This window comes from Thermodesulfobacteriota bacterium, from assembly GCA_040755095.1.
Classification (GTDB): domain Bacteria; phylum Desulfobacterota; class Desulfobulbia; order Desulfobulbales; family JBFMBH01; genus JBFMBH01.
Genome location: JBFMBH010000095.1, coordinates 1 through 17,656, shown reverse-complemented (window position 1 = coordinate 17,656; position 17,656 = coordinate 1). Strand labels below are relative to the sequence as shown.

Here is a 17,656-nt window from a genome sequence, read left to right as displayed (position 1 = left end):
GCGTCCCCGCCGGCTCCTGGTCGTGGATGACGAGCCCATCGTCGGCAAGCGCCTGCAGCAGGCCTTTGGCAAGCAGGGCCTGGAGGTGGCGGTCTTCGGCAATGCGGCAGCCGCCCTGGCCGAGCTGGCCGTGCGGCCGGCGGATGTGGTGGTCACGGATCTCAAGATGGACGGCCTGGACGGCCTGGAGCTGTTGCGCCGTATCCGGGCCCTCTACCCGGCGATCCGGGTCATCATCATCACCGGCTATGCCAGCCCGGAGACCGCCGAGGCCGCGTTCCGGGAGGGGGTGTTCGAGTTTCTCGCCAAGCCCTTCCGCCTCGACGAGCTCAAACAGGCGGTGGCCCGGGCCCTGGCCGAGCTGGACCGCTAGCCGTGGATCGCCCTGACCCGCCGGCCGGGACCGGCAGCCTGTGGTCCCGGCCCCACTCCATCCGGGGCAAGGTGGTGGTGAGCCTCTTTCTGATGGCCGCCGTCGGGCTTACCGCCACGGTGGCGGCCCAGACCGGTCTGACCCGGATCGCCGACAAGATCCGGGTCATCGAGTCCTTCTACGAGCTCAACCAGAAGATCCTGGAGACCCGGCGCCACGAGAAGAACTTCCTCCTCTACGGCACCGCATCCGATCTCCTGGATGCCCTCGAGTACCTGCGCAAGGTGCAGGCGGCCATTGCCCAGGTGCGGCGGCTGGCGCCGCCCAGCGCGGCCCGGATCATCCCCGACGAGGCGGAGCTGGCCACCTACAGCCGCCTGCTCCAGGCCCTGGGGGACCCCAGGCAGACAGCCGAGGTGCGCGGCCGGGTCAAGGAGGAGATCCGGCGGCGGGGCCAGATCCTCACCAACAAGGTCCTGGAAATGGACACCCTGGCCCGGGAGCACGCGGAGGCCGAGGCCAGACGCTACCAGAACCTGTCCTTTGCCATCATCTTCGTCTATCTTTTGACCAGCATCGCGGTCGCGGCGCTGCTCATCCGCTGGATCGTGGGGCCGCTTGCCGCCATCCGCCGGGCCGCGGCCCGGGTCATGGCCGGCGAGCTGGCCTTGATCCCCCTGGATCAGACGATTGGCCGCTCCGTCGAGGGTCTGGAGCTGGCCAAGTCCCTGAACCGGATGCTCGACGCCCTGGCCGCCAAGCAGGCCCAGCTGCTGCAGTCCGCCAAGATGGCGGTGGTGGGGCAGGTGACCGCCGGCATTGCCCACGAGATCAACAACCCCCTCAATAACATCGTTCTCACCGCCGAGGTGCTCCTGGAGGATCTGCCCAACCTCGATTGCGCGGAGCGGCTGGAGATGGTGAACGACGTCCTGGTCCAGGCTGACCGCGCCCGGGAGGTGGTGCGGCGGCTCCTGGACTTCTCCCGCTCCCGGCGGGAGACCGGCTGGGAGGAGGTGGATCTGGCCCGCCTCGCCCGGGCCGGGGTCGATCTCCTCAAGAACCAGATGCGCCTGGATCAGATCACCGCAGCGATCCATCTGCCCGCCGAGCCGGTGCTGGTCCTGGCCAATCTCTACCAGCTCCAGCAGGTGCTGGTGAATATCCTCCTGAACGGCATGCAGGCCGCCGGCCAGGGCGGCCACATCTCGGTCACGGTCAGCCGGGATGACGAGGCGGGCCGAGCCCTGGTGACGGTCACCGATTCGGGTCCGGGCATCCCGCCCCAGATCCGGGCCCAGATCTTCGACCCCTTCTTCACCACCAAGGCCGGCGGCACCGGTCTCGGCCTGCCGGTGAGCCACGCCATCATCCGGGAGCACCACGGGGAGATCCGGGTCACCAGCGAGCCGGGGGAAGGCGCCACCTTCGCCGTGGTCCTGCCCCTCCTGAAACGGGAGGACGGCCGGCCATGACCGCTGCCCTCTCCTTGTCCCAGAGGCATCTGGTGACCCGCTTCCAGCGCTTCCGGAAGATCCTGACCACCAACACCGCCATCCTGGAAAGGCTCGCCGACCTGGAGCGGGCCCTGGGCGGTGCGCTCATCTTCGACCAGGCCTTCCTGGCCCAGAGCGCGGCCGAGTTGGTGGCCCTGACCCGGGAGGTGGTCACCAGCCTCAATCTGCTGGTGGACGGTCGCTACACCGCCCTCTACCAGCGCCTGGAGGAGATCGGCGGCCGGCTTGCCAGTCTGGCCCTGGGCCTGCCGGAGCCGGGGGACTGCCGCCTGGCCATTCCCTGCCCGGAGCTCCACGGGGACGAGGACGGGGTGGTGGGGGCCAAGAACGCCTGTCTGGGGGAGATCGGCAACGATCTTGGCCTGCCGGTTCCGGATGGCTTTGCCCTCACCAGGCACGGCTTCCGGCTCTTCCTGGAGGAGAACGGCCTGCCGGGGCCGGTGCAAGCCATCCTCGATGGCCCGGCGTCCGTGGCGGAGCGCGGCCGCCAGATCGCCCCCCTCCTGGAGCGGGCCGCCATGCCCGCCGCTCTCAGGCAGGCGGTGGCCGCGGAGCTGGCCCGCCTGGCGCAGCGGCTGGGGCGGCGGCCGGCGCTGGCGGTGCGCAGCAGCGCCGTGGGCGAGGACGGCGTCCGCTCCTTCGCCGGCCAGTTCTCCTCAGTGCTCCAGGTGCCCTGGGACCTGGAAGCGGTGCTGGCAGCGGTGCGCCAGGTCTGGGCGTCCCGCTTCGGCGAGCGGCTCCTGGGCTATGCCCCGGAGGCCGGAGTCTGGGATCTGCCCATGGCGGTCGCCATCCAGGAGATGATCCCGGCCCAGGCGGCCGGGATCATGCACAGCCTGAGCCTGGAAGGCGGCCGGCCGGCGATCCTGATCACCGCGGTGGCCGGGCTGGCCGATGGCCTGGCGGCCGGCAGCGTGCCCGGCCACCGTTTCCTTCTGGGCCGGGAGCATCCCTTCCGTCTGGTGGCCAGCGAGATTCTGCCCTCGGCCCCCGGGGATGCCGCGCCCCTCACGGTGGTGGGCGAGGGGCTCCGGCGGGGCTCCTCGCCGGTTTCGCCGCCCCTCCTTGGCCAGCTGGCGGAAAAGGCCATGATCCTTGAAAAGGCCCTGGTCGGTCCCCAGGAGATCGAGTGGGCCTGGACCGGCGAGGGCGCGCCGGTCATCCTCCAGAGCCGGCCGCTTCTGGTGGCGGCGCCGGCCCCGCCGCCCCCTGCCGAGCTGGCCGCCGAGCTGGCCGGCGCCCGGCGCCTCCTGGCCGGCCGCGGCTGTGCTGCCCAGATCGGCATCGCCAGCGGCCCGGTGATCCAGGTCCGGCCGGATGGCGATCCTGCCGCCTTCCCCTGGGGGGGCATCGCGGTGGCCCGGCACGCCAGTCCCCGCCTGAGTGCGGTGGCCCGCAAGGCCGCGGCCATCATCACCGAGATCGGCGGCCCCACCGGCCACCTGGCCGCGGTCTGCCGGGAGTACCGCACGCCGGCCCTGTTCGGCGCCGACGCTGCCCTGGCGATCCTGGAGCCGGGCACCGAGGTCACGGTGGACGTCGAGGAGCGGGTGGTCTATGCCGGCCGCCTGCCAGCCCTGACCCGGCTGGCCGCCTGCCGCCAGGATCCCCACCCGGTGTCCGCCGAGGCCGCCACCCTGCGCCGGATGCTCCGGCAGGTGGCGCCGCTTTTCCTCACCGACCCGGCCAGCCCCGACTTCCGGCCCGAGCGCTGCCGCACCCTGCACGACATCATCCGTTTCTGCCACGAAAAGGCGGTCAGCTCGCTTATCGGCATCCATGCCGGCGGCGGCCTGCCGGCGCAGCTGGCCAGCCTTGAGCTGGTGGCGCCCATCCCTTTGGGCATCCGGCTCATCGATCTCGGCGGCGGCTTGCTGCCGGGTGCACCGGCCCGGGGCAAGGTCGGCATCCGGGAGGTGGCCTGCCGTCCCTTCGCGGCCCTGCTCGCCGGTCTCACCAGGGAGTCGGCCTGGGACCGGGAGCCGGTGCCCTTGTCGGTGTCCGAGCTCTTCGCCAGCCTCAGTCGGCCCCTGGCGGAGGCGGTTGTCCCGGCGCCGTACGCCGGCCTGAACCTGGCGATCATCGCCGCCGGCTACTGCAACCTCAGCCTGCGCCTGGGCTATCATTTCAATGTCATCGACAGCTATCTGGCCGAGCGCAGCGACGACAACTACATCTACTTCCGCTTCGTGGGCGGCTTTGCCGGCGAGGCCAAGCGGCTGCGGCGGCTGCGGCTCATCGCCACCGTCCTCACCGGGCTGGGCTTCCGGGTCGAGGCCACCGGCGATCTTCTGGTGGCCAAGGTCAAGATGCTGGAGCCCGAGGCCATGGAGGCGATCCTGGCCCGGCTGGGCGAGTTGGTGGGCTTCACCCGGCAGCTGGACGCCCGGCTGGCCGATGACCAGGCCGTGGACCACCACCTGGATCGCTTCCTGGCCCAGCCCCCGGAGCCACGGCCATGATGAGCCCCTGGCGCCGGCCGCTGGCCTGGTGGCGCTCCCGGCAGGCGGACCGGGCCAGCCGCTCCCTGGCCGCCCTGCAGACCCGCTACCAGGTCTTCCGCACCCTCCTGGACAGGAACACCCGGGCGGTGGACGCCATCACCGAGCTGGGGCTGGCCCTTAGGGCTGGCGATCCGGAGACCGGCTTCCGGGAGCAGGCCATGGCCCTGGCCGCCACGGTGGGGGAGATGGCGGAGGACTACCTGGCCCTGGGGGGCGAGCGGGCCGAGCTGGTGCAGGCGATCCATCGCCGGCTGGCGGCCTTACTGGCGGAGGCATTGGCCAACCTGGCCCCACCGGCCAGCCTGCCCCTGACCCTGGCCTTTCCTGCCATCACCCCGGCCCAGGAGCGGCAGGTGGGCAACAAGGCCGCCTCCCTGGCCCGTCTCGGCCGCAGCGGCCGCTACCCCATCCCCGCCGGCTTCGCCATTCCCGCGCCGGCCTGCCGCCTGTTCCTGCAGGCCGGCGACCTGGCCCTCCAGGTGGCCCGGCTGCTGGGCCGGGTGCTGGACAGCCACGATCCGGCGGTCTGGCAGGAGGCCTGCGACCGGATCGCGGCGGCGATCGCCGCCGCCCCGGTGCCGGCCGCCCTGGCCGCGGCCCTCGCTGAGGCGGCCGGGCCGGTCTTCCGGCAGGGGCGGACCCTGGCGGTGCGCAGCTCGGCCCTGGCCGAGGACGGCCGGGAGCACTCCTTTGCCGGCCAGTTCCGGTCGGTGCTGAACGTGGCCAGCCCGGCGGCCCTCCTCGACGCCTTCCGGCAGGTGGTGGCCTCGGCCTTCAGCCCCCACGCCCTGGCCTACCGCCGCCATGCCGGTCTCGATCCCCTGGCCTTCGACATGGCGGTCCTCTGTCTGGAGATGGTGCCGGCCCGGGCCGCCGGCGTGCTGCTCACCCGGGCGCCGGATGGCAGCGGCGGGGGCCTGGTGAGCGCGGTCCTCGGACTGGGGGAGGCGGCGGTGGCCGGCCGCCGGCCCGCCGATGTCCTGGTCTTCGACGCTTCTGGCCGGCCGGATCCGGCCCGCAGCCTGGTGGCGGTGAAGACCAGCCGGCTGGTGCTGGTGCCAGGCGGCATCGCCGAGGAGGCGGTGCCCGAGGCGGAGCAGGGCGAGCCGGCGATTCCCGCCGAGCAGGTCGCCGAGCTGGCCCGCTGGGGCCGGGAGATCGAAGAGGCGGCGGGGGGTATCCCCCAGGATATCGAGTGGGCCCTGAACGAGGCCAGGCAGCTGGTGCTGCTCCAGGCGCGGCCCCTGGCCGGCGGCGTCCCCCTGGCCCCTGGGCGGCAGGGGGAGGCGGCCGATCCCCCCGGCCCGCTGCTCCTGGCCGGCGGGCTCACCGCCAGCCCTGGTCGGGCCAGCGGCCGGGTGCGGCTGGTCCGCCGGCGAGCCGATCTGGTGGCGCCCGCTGCGGAGCCGCTGGTGCTCGTTCTGGCCTCCAGCCTGCCCGATGCCGCCGGGGCCATGGGCCAGGCGGCAGCGGTCCTGGTGGAGCTGGGCAACCCGGCGGACCACCTGGCCAACGTGGCCCGGGAAGAGGGGGTGCCCATGCTCTGCTCCCTGGCCGGGGTGGGCAGCCGGCTGAACGAGGGGCAATGGGTGCTGGTGGATGCCACCAGCCGCAAGGTGTGGAGCACGGCGGCCGCAGCCCAGGCGCCGCGGCGGCGGCGGCCGCCGCCGGCCGCCACGGACCCCCGCCTGGCCGGCCTGCGGGAGCTTCTGGTGCGGCTCCATCTCACCGACGCCTATGGCCCCACCTTCAACCTCCGGGAGTGCCGCTCCTTCCACGACCTAGTGCGCTTCATCCACGAAAAGGCGGTGATGGCCATGTTCGAGGGCGGCGATGCCATGACCGAGGCGGCGGCGGGTCTGGTCCATCTCCTGGCCGAGGATGGCATCCCCTTTCCGGTGGCGGTCATCGATCTGGGCGGCGGGCTCCGGCCCGGCTGCGGGCGGCGGCTGGCGGCGGGGGATCTCCGTTCCACCCCCTTGCGGGCCCTCTGGCAGGGGGTGGTGACGCCCGGGCTCCACTGGGGGCCGGCCCCGGGCGGCGCCGGCGCCATCGGCTCCGTGCTGTCGAGCTTTCTGACCGACCACCGCTCGGACCGGCCGGTGGGCCTGCCCAACTACGCCCTGGTCGGCCATGACCACCTGAACCTCAACGCCCGGATGGACTTCCACTTCGTGATGATCGACGCCCTGGCCGGGCTCGATGAGCGGGTCAACCACCTGCGCTTCCGCTTCAAGGGGGGCGGCTCCAGCGCTGAGCACCGCCAGCGCCGGGCCCGGGCCATCGCCGAGATCCTGGCGGCGGCCGGCCTCTATGCCGATGTCCGGGACGACCTGGTGAACGCCAGCCTCCATGCCGCGCCGGCCGCGCTCATCCTGGAGCGGCTGGTCAGCTTGGGTCGTCTCCTGGGCTTCACCCGGCTGCTGGATGCCGGCATGGGCGACGACGCCATGGCGCACCGGGCCGCCCAGGCGTTTCTGGAAGGGGATTTCGCCATGGCCAGCCTGGGCCGGGCCGGTGCCCCGGACGCGGCCGGCCGGGGATGAGCGTGTCGGGAGAGGAGCCCTCCATGGAGGACCGGATCTTTGCCATCGGCGATGTCCATGGCTGCCGGCGGCAGCTGGTGGAGCTGCTGGCCCGCCTGCCCCTGGACCGGCGCCGGGACACCATCGTCTTCCTCGGCGACTACCTGGACCGGGGCCCGGATGGCAAGGGGGTGGTGGAGACCGTCTGCCGTCTCCAGGATGACGGGGTGCGGGTGGTGCCGCTTCTGGGCAACCACGAGTACCTGCTCCTCGAATATCACCGCAGCCGGGATCCGGCCCTCTTGCCGCTTCTCCATCGGGATGGGCTGGAGGCGACCCTGGCCAGCTACGGCGCGCCCCACCTGCGGGCGGTGCACGAGCTGGGCTTCCTGCCGGATCGGCACCGCGAGCTTCTTTTCTCGCTCCTGCCCTACTGGGAGACCCCGGACTTCATCTTCGTCCATGCCGGGCTGGTGCCAGGCCTGCCGCTGGCCGAGCACGACCTGCCCTCCCTGTGCGAGACCCGGGGGGATTTTCTTACCCGGGAGACGAGCGGGGGCAAAAGGGTGATCTTCGGCCACACCCCCTTTGCCACCCCCCTGGTCACCCCGACCAGGATCGGCATCGACACCGGTGCTGTTTACGGCAATCTGTTGACCGCGGTGGAGCTGCCCAGGGTCCGCTTCTTCCACGCCTGACCCGCATGCCCACAAGAGAGGGCCTGGCCTGCTGGCAGTCCATCCCCACGGCCCCAGGGAATGGATCCAGGCACACACCGTACGGAGGCCCGCGCCGATGGTTCATCCTCCCCGGTCAGGCCAAACCAGTGGTCGATTGGGCCAAGTCACCAGGACTTCGAGGCCCCATGCGCGGCACGAAGGCCGTCTTTCCCCGCCCCGCCCATCTTCTCGAACACCGCCAGCCCCCAACCCCTGTCCGGTCCTCGGTCTTCCAGAGCTCTCGCCTCCCAGGTCCCGGTGGCCGACGGGCATCAGCGCATCCTGGCAGGCAGCAAGGGGTGGCCGGCGGGGGCCAACAAGGCCGGCCTTATGGCAGGCTGAAATAGAAGACCGCGCCGGTCTGGCTGCCGGGGATGGGCGAGATGACCCCCAGGTAGCCGCCGTGCAGGCGGATGATCTGCTGGCAGAAGCATAAGCCCAGGCCATAGCCCGACGAGCGGCCGTAGTCCTGGCCGCGGCCCTGGGTGAAGGGCTGGAAGATCCGCTCCTGGTCACTGATGGGGATCACCTCGCCTTCGTTGGCGATGGAGAAGACCACCCCGTCCGCCACCGGATGCACCGACGCCGTCGATGGTCCGAGGCGGATGCTGATGGTGGTCCTGGCCCGGGCGAACTTGATGGCATTGGTCAGGAGGTTGGCGACCACCCGGCCCAGGAGCCGGCGGTCGGCGTTGACCCGCCATCCCCGGTCCAGCCCCTGGACGTCGATGGTCAGCCGGCCAGCCATGGCGGCGCTTTCCTGGATCACCAGCTGCTCCCGGACCAGATCGCCCAGGGTAAAGGTCTCCCGGACCAGCTGCAGCCGTCCGTTCTGGATCGCCGCCGTGCACAACAGGTCCTGCAGCATGTCCTCCTGCCGGTCCAGGCAGATCCGCATCCTGCCCACCAGGTCCCGCTGCTGCGGGGTCAGATCGGTGCTTGCCTCCAGCAGATACGCCACCGCCAAGGCGGCGCTCAAGGGGCTGCGCATGTCGTGCACCAGCATCCGGGTGCTCCAGTCCCGCTGGTCCAGCTCCTGCCGGGTGGTGTGGTACCGCTCCTGCCATTGGGCGAGGTTGTGCCGGTGGTCCAGCTGGACCTGGATCTTCTTCACCAGCAGCCGCGGGTCGATGGGCCGTACCAGGTAGTCGTCGGCCCCGACCCGCATCCCGTGCAGCGCGTCGCCCTCGTCGATCCTTTTGGCGGTGATGAGGATCACCGGCAGCTCGGCCAGGCGGGGGTCGCCGCGCAGGATGCGGCACAGGTCATAGCCGGACATGCCGGGCATCATGACATCGGAGAGGATGAGATCCACCCGGCCGGGCTCCTCCTGGAGGATGGTCAAGGCCTCCTCGCCGCTGCAGGCGGTGCGCACCGCGAACCCCTCGTGCTCCAGGATCGCCTGCAGCACCAGGAGGTTGTCCGGGTGGTCTTCCACCACCAGGACCTGGCTCTTCATGACCGGGGTGCCGCCGGCTTTGCGGCCAGCCTGCTGGACCAGGTCGTTGCTGTCCGGCTCTTCCGGCATGGCGCTCCACGGCTCCGGCACTCCGGTGCCGTAAAGCGGGAAGAGGCAGGGCGGCGGGCTCCCAGGCCGGACGGTGAAGCTGGTGGAAGGTGACGTCATCATGCTCTCCAAACCTCCTCAACAAACAGAATAGGACTGCCCCATCATCCGACCGGCGGCTCCGCGCCATCCGGCCGCTGCGGGCCCAGCCAGCGGTGGATGGCCGCCAGGAGAATGTCGGTGGCCACGGGCTTGGCGAGGTAGTCGTCGCAGCCGCTGGCCAGAAACTCCTCCCGGTCGCCCTTCATGGCCCGGGCGGTGAGGGCGATGATCGGGATATCCGCCAGGGCCGGATGGTTGCGGAAGGCCTGAACCGCCTCCAGGCCGTCCATGTCCGGCATCTGGATATCCATGAGCACCAGATCCGGCGCCTGGCGCACGGCCATGGCCACCGCTTCCTGGCCATTGGCCGCCCGCCGGATCTCATAGCCGTTGGCCCGCAGGATCTCCTCCAGAAGGAAGAGGTTGTCCGGGTTGTCCTCGGCAATCAGGATCTGCCGGCCATGGGGCCGTGGCCTGCCTTCGCCGGGCGGCCGGGGCCGGGGACTGCTGGCCGGCGCCGGCTGGCTCAAGGCCAGACGGACCTTGTCCAGGAGGTCCTCCCGCCGGATGCTCCCTTTGGCCAGGACCCCCCGGACGTTGTCGGGCAGGTGGCGCACCGCCTCGGGATCGAGGTCCAGGGCGCTCAGGATGACAACCGGGGTCCGGGCCACGGCCGGCAGCTGCCGCACCTCGCGCAAGAAGGCGTGGCCGTCCATGACCGGCATCACCAGATCGAGAAGCACCAGATCCGGATGATGCTGTTCCAGGAGCCGCAGGCCGGTGCTGCCGTCCAGGGCGAAGGAGACCCGGTAGCTGGCCTCCCGGAGCTGGGCCCCCAGCTCCCGGATGGCGATCATGTCGTCATCCACCAGCAGGATATGGCCCAGGCTGGGCTCCCCGGCCGACTCCGCAACGCCGGCCGACTCGCCGGGCGCCGGCGCCGGAAAGGTGACCTGGGGGTACACCAGGCGGCTGTCCGGGTGGAGCATGCTGCGCAGGCGCGCCTGCCATTCCGGGTCCGACAGGCGGTTCTTGCCGCGCCGGTCCCGGGGCAGGGCCAGGGTGAACCGGGAGCCTTGTCCCAGGGTGGACTGGACGGCCAGCTCGCCGCCCAGAAGGGTCGTCAGGCGCTTGCAGATGCTCAAGCCCAGCCCGGAGCCGCTGTATTTCCGGGACGCCGAGCCGTCGATCTGCCGGAAGGGCTCGAAGATGATGGCCAGATGCTCCGGCGCGATACCGATGCCGGTGTCCTCCACCACGAACTGGATCTCGGCGCAGCCCTCCCGGTCCGCCAGCCGCACCTCCAGGGTGACCGTCCCCTGCTCGGTGAACTTGATGGCATTGCCCATGAGGTTGGTGAGGATCTGCCCCAGCTTCCGCTCGTCGCTGACCATGGAGGTGACGTCGGCCCCGACCCTGAGGACGAAGGCCAGTCCTTGGCGCTCGGCCAGGGCCCGGATGTTGCCGGCCATGGCCTCGAGGAATTCCGGCAGATTGACGGGGGCGAAGCGCACCTCCTCCCGGCCGGTCTCGATCCGGGACAGATCCAGGATATCGTTGATCAGCTCGAGCAGGCTGTTGCCGTTTCTGAGGATGATCTCCAGATACTGGGCCTGCTGGCTGCCAACCGCGCCCGCCATCCCGTCCATCATCAGGCGGGTGAGGCCGAGGATGGCGTTCAACGGGGTGCGCAGCTCGTGGGACATATTGGACAGGAAGACGGACTTCATCCGGTTCGCCTCGTCCGCCTCCAGGGTCTTCTTCTCCAGGGCGTCCCGTTGGGCGGTCAGCTCCTCGGCCTGGGACTGGATCTCCTCACTCTGGGCGATGAGCTCCTCGCTCTGCGCCCGCAGCTCCTCGTTCTGGCTTTCCAGCCGCTCGTTCTGGGCCGCCAGCTCGACGGCCTGATCCTCGGTTTTGCGCCGCATGAGGGCATTGTGCATGGCAATGCCCAACTGCCGGGTGACGTCCTCCAGAAAGCCCTGGTGCTCGGCAAAGGGACGAAGCCCAGCCAACTCGAGGACGCCGACAAAGCGATCCCCGGTCTGGATGGGCAGGCAGGCGATGCTGGTGGGCGGCCCAACACCGGTGCCGGAGTGGATCTGGAAGTAGGAGGAGGGGATGTTGGTCATGAACACGGGCTGCTCCCGCAGGGCCACCTCCCCAGGCAGGCCCTCCCCCAGGAGAAAGGAGGGGGCCAGCCCGGAAACCGCCCGGGTAGCCACCGGGATCAGACGATCATCGCGATCGTGGTACAGATAGACCACCCCCATGACCGCTGGGGTGAACTGGGGCATAAGGGCCAGGGTGGCGTCGGCCAGCTCCTCCACCCTGGTCTGGCGGCTCAAGGCCAGGATGATCTCGTTGTAGCCCTGGATGCGGTTGAGATGCGCGGCCAGCTCCCGGTTCTTGTTCTCCAGGGCCTGGGTGAAGGCTGCCAGGTCGGTGTCATCCCGCAGGATCTGCAGAGAGCCGACGATCCGTCCTTCCCGGTTGTACCACGGGGTGGCCCGGACCCAGGCCGGGAAGACGGTGCCATCCCACAGCTCGCAGTCGTAGGTCTGCTCCACCCGGGAATGCCCGGCCAGGATCTGGGTGTTCGGGCACAGCTCGGTATGGCAGAACTGCCGGGACCTGGCCACCTCGTAACACTTGCTGCCCACGGCCTGGGCGGTGGGATACCGGGTCAGCTGCTCCATGGCCGGGTTCTGCAGCACCACAGTGAAATCCCGGTCCACCAGCCGCATGGCGCTCAAGGCCTGCCGGAACAGCTGCAGGCTGGCCTCGTGGCTGAGGATGCCCTGCTCGTCGTAGGCCTCGATATGGGGGGTGTTGCCACGCTGGAGGGGATTCAAGCCACCGTCTCCTTCTTGATGAAGATCTTGAATCGCTGATCGAACGGCACGAACCGGCTGCCCAGGGGCTCGGGCATGCTTTCCGCCCGGCCGAGCACCAGACAGCCCTCCGGCGACAGGCAGGCATGGAGCCGGGCGATGATCTCCCGCTTCAGATCAGGCTGGCAGTAGATGAGCATGTTCCGGCAGAGGATGAGGTCGTACTCGGCAAAGATGCCGCTGGGCGGCGACAGCCTGGCCGTGGAGGTCAGATCGAAGCTGACGAAATCCACCATGGCCCGAAGCTGCGGCACCACCTGCCACGCCCCACTGTTCTCCCCTCCGACCGGTACGAAGAACTGCTGCCGCCGGTGCTCGGCCACCAGCTCCAGAGCTGCCGCAGGATACACCCCCCGGGCCGCGCTTGCCAGGATATCCGGGTCGAGATCAGTGGCCAGGATGGAGACCGCCAGGCTCGTCTCCTGCCCGGCCAGGAGAATCGCCAGGCTGTAGGCCTCTTCACCGCCGGCGCAGGCGGCACTCCAGACGCGCCAGTGGCGGCGGCCGGCAGCCTGGGCCCGGCGCAAGAGCTGCGGCAGGACCTTGGCCTCCAGGAGCGCGAACATGGCCGGATCCCGGAAAAAGCAGCTGACCTTGATGGTGAGACAGGCTACCAGGTGCGGGTACTCCCCGGGATGGGCGGTCAGGTAATCCAGGTACTGGGCCAGGCTCTGGCAGCGGACATCGATCATGCGGCGGGCCACCCGGCGCCGCATGGTGCTCGGGTTGTAGCGCAGGAAGTTGCAGCCCGACCATTGCTGGGCCAGATCGATGACGCTGGCCAGCAGCTCCTGCTCGTGGGAATCCTCAAACATGCTCATAGAGGATCCGGGGCACCTCGGCCAGGATGGCCTCAACGGCCGGGTCATCAAGGCGGAGCGCGGCCAGGGCTGCGGGCTCCAGCTCATAGGCCAGGGAATCGCGGGCCAGATCGATGCCCAGCATCTGGCACAGGGCGTCAGCCACGTGCACGGCACAGACCAGAGGGCGGCCGGCGCGGCTGCGCAGGGGCTCGTGGTGCAGGGCGATGGCCTCGCCCAGCCCGGCCGGCAGCCGCCACAGATCGGCCAGCAGGTGGCCGGCCTCGCCGTGATCGAGGCCCAGGATCTCCCGTTCGGCCTGGTGGAAGGACTCCCGGTGGGACAGCGCCCGCTGGGCGATGACCGCATAGGCCTCCCAGGCACAGCGCTCCAGCACCACCTTGCCCAGATCGTGCAAGAGGCCGGCCACGTAGGCCTCCTCCCGCTCCCTGACCGGGCGGTCGGGCAAGAGCAGGTCGGCCAGCTGGGCGCAGGCCACCGCATGGCGGAAGAGCGCCCCGGAGGCCATGGAGTAAGCGCGCAGCTCCCGGGCGAACAGGTCGTGCACCGTGGCCTGCAGCACCAGCCGGCGGAAACGGGCCAGGCCCAGCAGGGACAGGGCCTGGGATACCGAAGTCACCGGCAGCGGCAGACCGAGCCAGGCCGAGTTGGCGAGCTTAAGAACGGTGGCCGCCAGCACCGGATCCTTGAGCACCAGCCGCTCGATGGCAAAAAAGCTGCTGTCCGGATCCCGGGCCAGCTCCAAGGCCTGGAAGGCGATCTCCGAAATCGGCTGCAGCCGGTCGATGACCTCGGCCAACCGCGGCGACGGGATGGCCAGGGCCTGGCCCGGCGGCGGCTGGGCGCCGTTGGCGGCCCGCCGCGTCCCCCGTACGGACACCCGGCCGTCTTCGAGATCGAGGGCGAGATGCCGGCCGAAATCCTGGCCCACGTCCTCGTTGCGGACCGGGATGCCTTCGGCGGCCAGAGCGGCGCGCACCGCCAGCACATTGCGCTGGCCGATCATGAGATCGGCTCCCTTGCCGCGGGGGGTGCGGATACTGGCCCCTCCCGCCAGACTGGCCACCAGCCGGCGGCGGCTGGCGCCGGCGTCCACCAGGGCCTGCACCAGGTAGGGAATGCCCCGGCTGGCGTAGACAGTGGGACTGGCCTCCTCCCGCTTGGCCAGACCGGCCGGGAGCACGATGTGCAACAGCCCCCCGATCTGCACGGCGTGGTCGTAGAGGGCCACCCCGACGCAGGAGCCGAGAAAGGTTTCCAGCACCGCCGGCGCCCGGTCGAGGCACCACTCGCCGGCACCGATGGTGATCCTTCTTCCGGCCTGCGGCGGAGCGCCGGCACGGGCAGCCAGTGGCATGGTCATCGGAGGGTCCACGGGCAATCGGACATCCGGTCAGCCCTCCATGACCTTCCGGATGAGGTCGGCCAGCTGCTCCACGGCATAGGGCTTCATGAGCACCGCATCCGGCTGGCCGCCGGTCACCGCCTGGGCAGGGTCCAGGCTGTAGCCGGTGACCAGGATGAAGCGGATATCCGGGTCCCGGGCCTTGATGTCCCGGCAGAGCTCGAGGCCCGATTTCTTGGGCATGACCATGTCCGAGATCACCACCTGGATCGGCCGGCCGGCGGTCTCCAGGAGATGCCAGGCCTCCTGGCCGTCCCGGGCAGCCAGCACGTCGTAGCCCATGTCCTCCAGGAGCTCGGTGGTGTAGGAGCGCAAGGTCTCCTCGTCCTCGGCCACCAGCACCGTCTCCGGCCGCACCCCCAGGGTCAGCGGCGTGCGCAGGGCGACCGGTCGCGCCATCCCGGGCTCCGCCGCCGCCTCGGCGTGGTGGGCGGGCAGATAGATGCGGAAGATGGCGCCCTGGCTGGGTCGGCTTTCCACGTCGATCCAGCCGCCATGGCCGGTGACGATGGAATAGACGATGGCCAGCCCCAGGCCGGTGCCCTGCCCAACCTCTTTGGTGGTGAAGAACGGGTCATAGATGTGGGGCAGGACCTCGGGCTGGATGCCCGGCCCGGTGTCGGAGACGGTGAGACAGACGCAGTCGCAAGGCTCCTGGCCCCGCCGGCCGGCGCTGTCCGGCCGGGCAACGTTGCAGCGCCGGGTGGCCAGGGTCATGGTGCCCTTGGACTGCATGGCATCCCGGGCGTTCACCGCCAGGTTCACCAGGACCTGGGTCATCTGGCCTTCGTCCAGCTGCACCGGCGGCAGCTCCTCCTCCAGGAGCACCCGGATCTCCACCGTCTCTTCCACCAGATGGCGGATGAGCTGCGCCGCCCGGCCCACGGTCTCGTTGAGGTCCGAGACCTTGACCGCCGGCGGGATCTTGCGGCTGAACAGCAGGAGCTGCTTGACCAGGGCCGCGGCCTTGCGACACATCTCCTCGATGGTCTCCAGGTTGCGGGCCACCGGCGAGTCGCCGGTGAGGAGCCGCCGGCTGATGGCCGCACAGGAGAGCATCACGGTGAGGATGTTGTTGAAATCGTGCGCAATGCCGCCGGCCAACCGGCCAACGGATTCCATCTTCTGGGCCTGGAACAGCTGCTCCCGCAGGCGGATCTTGTCCTGCTCCGCCTGGCGGATGGCCTGGCGATCGGCCCAGATCTCCAGGGCCCGGCCGACCCGGGCCCCGAGGCCGGCGATGTTGCGCTTGAGGATGTAGTCGATGGCCCCTTCCCGCAGGGAGTCCACCGCCAGCTGCTCGTTGCCCATGCCGGTCACCAGCATGACCGGCAGCGCGATCTTCTGCTCCTTGAGGACGTGGATGGCCTCGATGCCGGTGATGTCGGGCAGGGAGTAGTCGGCAATGACGATGTCGGCGGCGAGGTTGGGCAGGGCCGACAGGAATTCGGTCCGGTTGCGGGCCCCGGTGTGCTGGACCGCAAAGCCGGCCCGCCGCAGCTCGTAGAGCTCCAGCTCGACGTCGTCCGGATTATCCTCCAGGAAGAAGACGCGGATGGGGAGGGGAGGGTTGCCGGCAGCGGCCATGGGCGGTTCCGCTACAGCTTCCTGGGCGGCTCGTTCAGGAGCAGCCAGTAGTAGCCGATGTAGCGCACCGTCTCCACGAACTGATCGAAATCCACCGGCTTCCGGATGTAGCTGTTGACCCCGAGGTTGTAGCTCTCCACCAGGTCCCGCTCCTCCTTGGACGAGGTGAGGACCACCACTGGCACGTACTTGAGGCGATCGTCGTCCTTGATGCGGCGCAGCACCTCCAGGCCGTCCACCTTGGGCAGCTTGAGATCCAGGAGGACCAGGCCCGGCGCCGTATGGGGGGCCTGGGCGAAGCGGCCGCCGTAGAAGAGATAGTCCAGGGCCTCCTGGCCGTCCCGCACCACCTCGATGGGGTTGACGATGTTGTTGCGCTTCAGGGCGTGGAGGGTGAGCTCCACATCATCGGGATTGTCCTCCACCAGGAGGATGCTTTGCACGGGGCCCGTGGGCATGTCGGTGGTCCCTCCTTCGCACCGCACAGAGGCGGTCAGGTGTTGGTCTGGTCGGCCGGGCGCTCAGGCCGCCGGCAGCGGCAGGGCCTCGGCCTCGGTCTCGGCCAGGGGGACCTGGACGAAGAATACGGCGCCGGCCCCCGGCGCCGACTGGGCCCAGACGGCGCCGTGGTGGCGATCGATGATCCTTTTCACCACCGCCAGGCCGACGCCGGTGCCCTCGTATTCCTCCGGCAGATGCAGCCGCTGGAAGACGTGGAAGATCTTGTCGTGGTACTGCATGTCGAAGCCGATGCCGTTGTCCCGGACAAAGATGGCGCCGTCTTCCGGCGAAAAGCCGATATCGATCCGCGGCCGCTGGACCGGCCGGGTGTACTTGATGGCATTGGCGATGAGGTTGGCCATCACCCGCTGCATCAGGACCTGGTCGCAGCGGATGGTGGGCAGCTCCGCCACCTTGATCTCGATGTCCCGGTCGCGGATGACATCGGCAAAGTCCCGGAGCGCGTTGTTGACCACGATATTGGCTGGTGCCGGCCGCAGGTGCAGCTCCACCCGGCCGGCCCGGGAGAAGGTCAGCATGTCGTCGATCAGCATGGCCATGCGGTCGGTGCCGTAGCGGACCCGGTCCAGATAGTGCCGGCCCCGGTCGTCCAGGACCGCAGCGTACTCGTCCAGGAGGATCTTGGCAAAGCCGTCGATGTTGCGCAACGGTGCCCGCAGGTCATGGGAGACCGAGTAGGCGAAGGCCTCCAGCTCCCGGTTGGCGGCCGCCAGCTCCCGGTTGGCCTCGTGCACCGCCTCCTCCTTGGCCTGGATCTCCCGGGTCATCTCGGCAAAGGCGGCCAAGAGATGACCGATCTCGTCGGTGCGGTTCGGATCGACGGGCGCTTCGGCCTCGGTGCCGTCCAGCCGGGCCGGGAACTGCCGCATCCGCCGGGCCAGAAGCCCCAGAGGTCCGGTCACCACCTGGCTGAGGATGGCGAAGGTCAGGCCGATGATGGCGCCGATGCCCAACAGGCCGATGAGAAAGATCCGGTGACGCAGGCCGGCAATGGCGGCACGGGTGCGCTCGGTGCCCATCTTCACCACCAGGCCACCCAGGATCCGCTCCTCGGCGCCATGGCAGCGGTAGCACTCCGGCTGGTTGCCGATCAGCCGGGTGTGGACCAGAAGGGGCCGGGCTCCCGGCTCCTCCACGGTACGGCCTGGCGGGCCGCCCCTGGCCAGGCCTTGGGCCAGGG

The 17,656-nt window shown here is 70.1% G+C and carries 12 protein-coding genes; 5 read left to right on the top strand and 7 right to left on the bottom strand.

The genetic code is table 11. The features are described from left to right. The 5 genes from AB1634_13635 to AB1634_13615 all read left to right on the top strand — a co-directional run. Window positions 1-373 (top strand): response regulator (locus AB1634_13635; protein ID MEW6220557.1); only part of this gene is annotated, 373 nt, incomplete at its 5' end. A gap of 2 nt (window positions 374-375) precedes the next feature. After that, window positions 376-1,848, top strand: a complete 1,473-nt coding sequence (locus AB1634_13630) for an ATP-binding protein (protein ID MEW6220556.1) — start codon at window positions 376-378, stop codon at window positions 1,846-1,848. After that, window positions 1,845-4,352, top strand: coding sequence for a PEP/pyruvate-binding domain-containing protein (locus AB1634_13625; protein ID MEW6220555.1), 2,508 nt, complete (start codon window positions 1,845-1,847; stop codon window positions 4,350-4,352). Before AB1634_13630 ends, AB1634_13625 begins: the two co-directional genes overlap by 4 nt. Further along, window positions 4,349-6,940, top strand: a complete 2,592-nt coding sequence (locus tag AB1634_13620) for a PEP/pyruvate-binding domain-containing protein (GenBank protein ID MEW6220554.1) — start codon at window positions 4,349-4,351, stop codon at window positions 6,938-6,940. Before AB1634_13625 ends, AB1634_13620 begins: the two co-directional genes overlap by 4 nt. A 23-nt stretch (window positions 6,941-6,963) precedes the next feature. Next, window positions 6,964-7,617, top strand: coding sequence for a metallophosphoesterase (locus tag AB1634_13615; GenBank protein ID MEW6220553.1), 654 nt, complete (start codon window positions 6,964-6,966; stop codon window positions 7,615-7,617). 349 nt (window positions 7,618-7,966) lie between these two features. On the opposite strand, the gene AB1634_13610 is transcribed toward AB1634_13615, so the two are convergent. The 7 genes from AB1634_13610 to AB1634_13580 form a co-directional block, all read right to left on the bottom strand. After that, window positions 7,967-9,268 carry a hybrid sensor histidine kinase/response regulator gene (locus AB1634_13610; protein ID MEW6220552.1) on the bottom strand — a complete coding sequence of 434 codons (1,302 nt, stop codon included), beginning with the start codon at window positions 9,266-9,268 and terminating at the stop codon, window positions 7,967-7,969. Window positions 9,269-9,309: 41 nt separating this feature from the next. Next, complete coding sequence (locus AB1634_13605) at window positions 9,310-12,102, bottom strand: response regulator (protein ID MEW6220551.1); 2,793 nt, start codon at window positions 12,100-12,102, stop codon at window positions 9,310-9,312. Continuing rightward, on the bottom strand, window positions 12,099-12,962 hold the full coding sequence (locus AB1634_13600) for a protein-glutamate O-methyltransferase CheR (protein ID MEW6220550.1): 864 nt from the start codon (window positions 12,960-12,962) through the stop codon (window positions 12,099-12,101). The genes AB1634_13605 and AB1634_13600 overlap by 4 nt, the downstream gene beginning before the upstream one ends. Beyond that, window positions 12,949-14,325: an HDOD domain-containing protein gene (locus AB1634_13595; GenBank protein MEW6220549.1), complete on the bottom strand. Its 1,377-nt coding sequence runs from the start codon at window positions 14,323-14,325 to the stop codon at window positions 12,949-12,951. Before AB1634_13595 ends, AB1634_13600 begins: the two co-directional genes overlap by 14 nt. Before the next feature lie 30 nt (window positions 14,326-14,355). Then, window positions 14,356-15,954 carry a response regulator gene (locus tag AB1634_13590; GenBank protein ID MEW6220548.1) on the bottom strand — a complete coding sequence of 533 codons (1,599 nt, stop codon included), beginning with the start codon at window positions 15,952-15,954 and terminating at the stop codon, window positions 14,356-14,358. Between the two features lie 11 nt (window positions 15,955-15,965). After that, window positions 15,966-16,412: a response regulator gene (locus tag AB1634_13585; GenBank protein ID MEW6220547.1), complete on the bottom strand. Its 447-nt coding sequence runs from the start codon at window positions 16,410-16,412 to the stop codon at window positions 15,966-15,968. Between the two features lie 63 nt (window positions 16,413-16,475). Then, on the bottom strand, window positions 16,476-17,656 hold a 1,181-nt coding region (locus AB1634_13580; protein MEW6220546.1), incomplete at its 5' end, for an ATP-binding protein.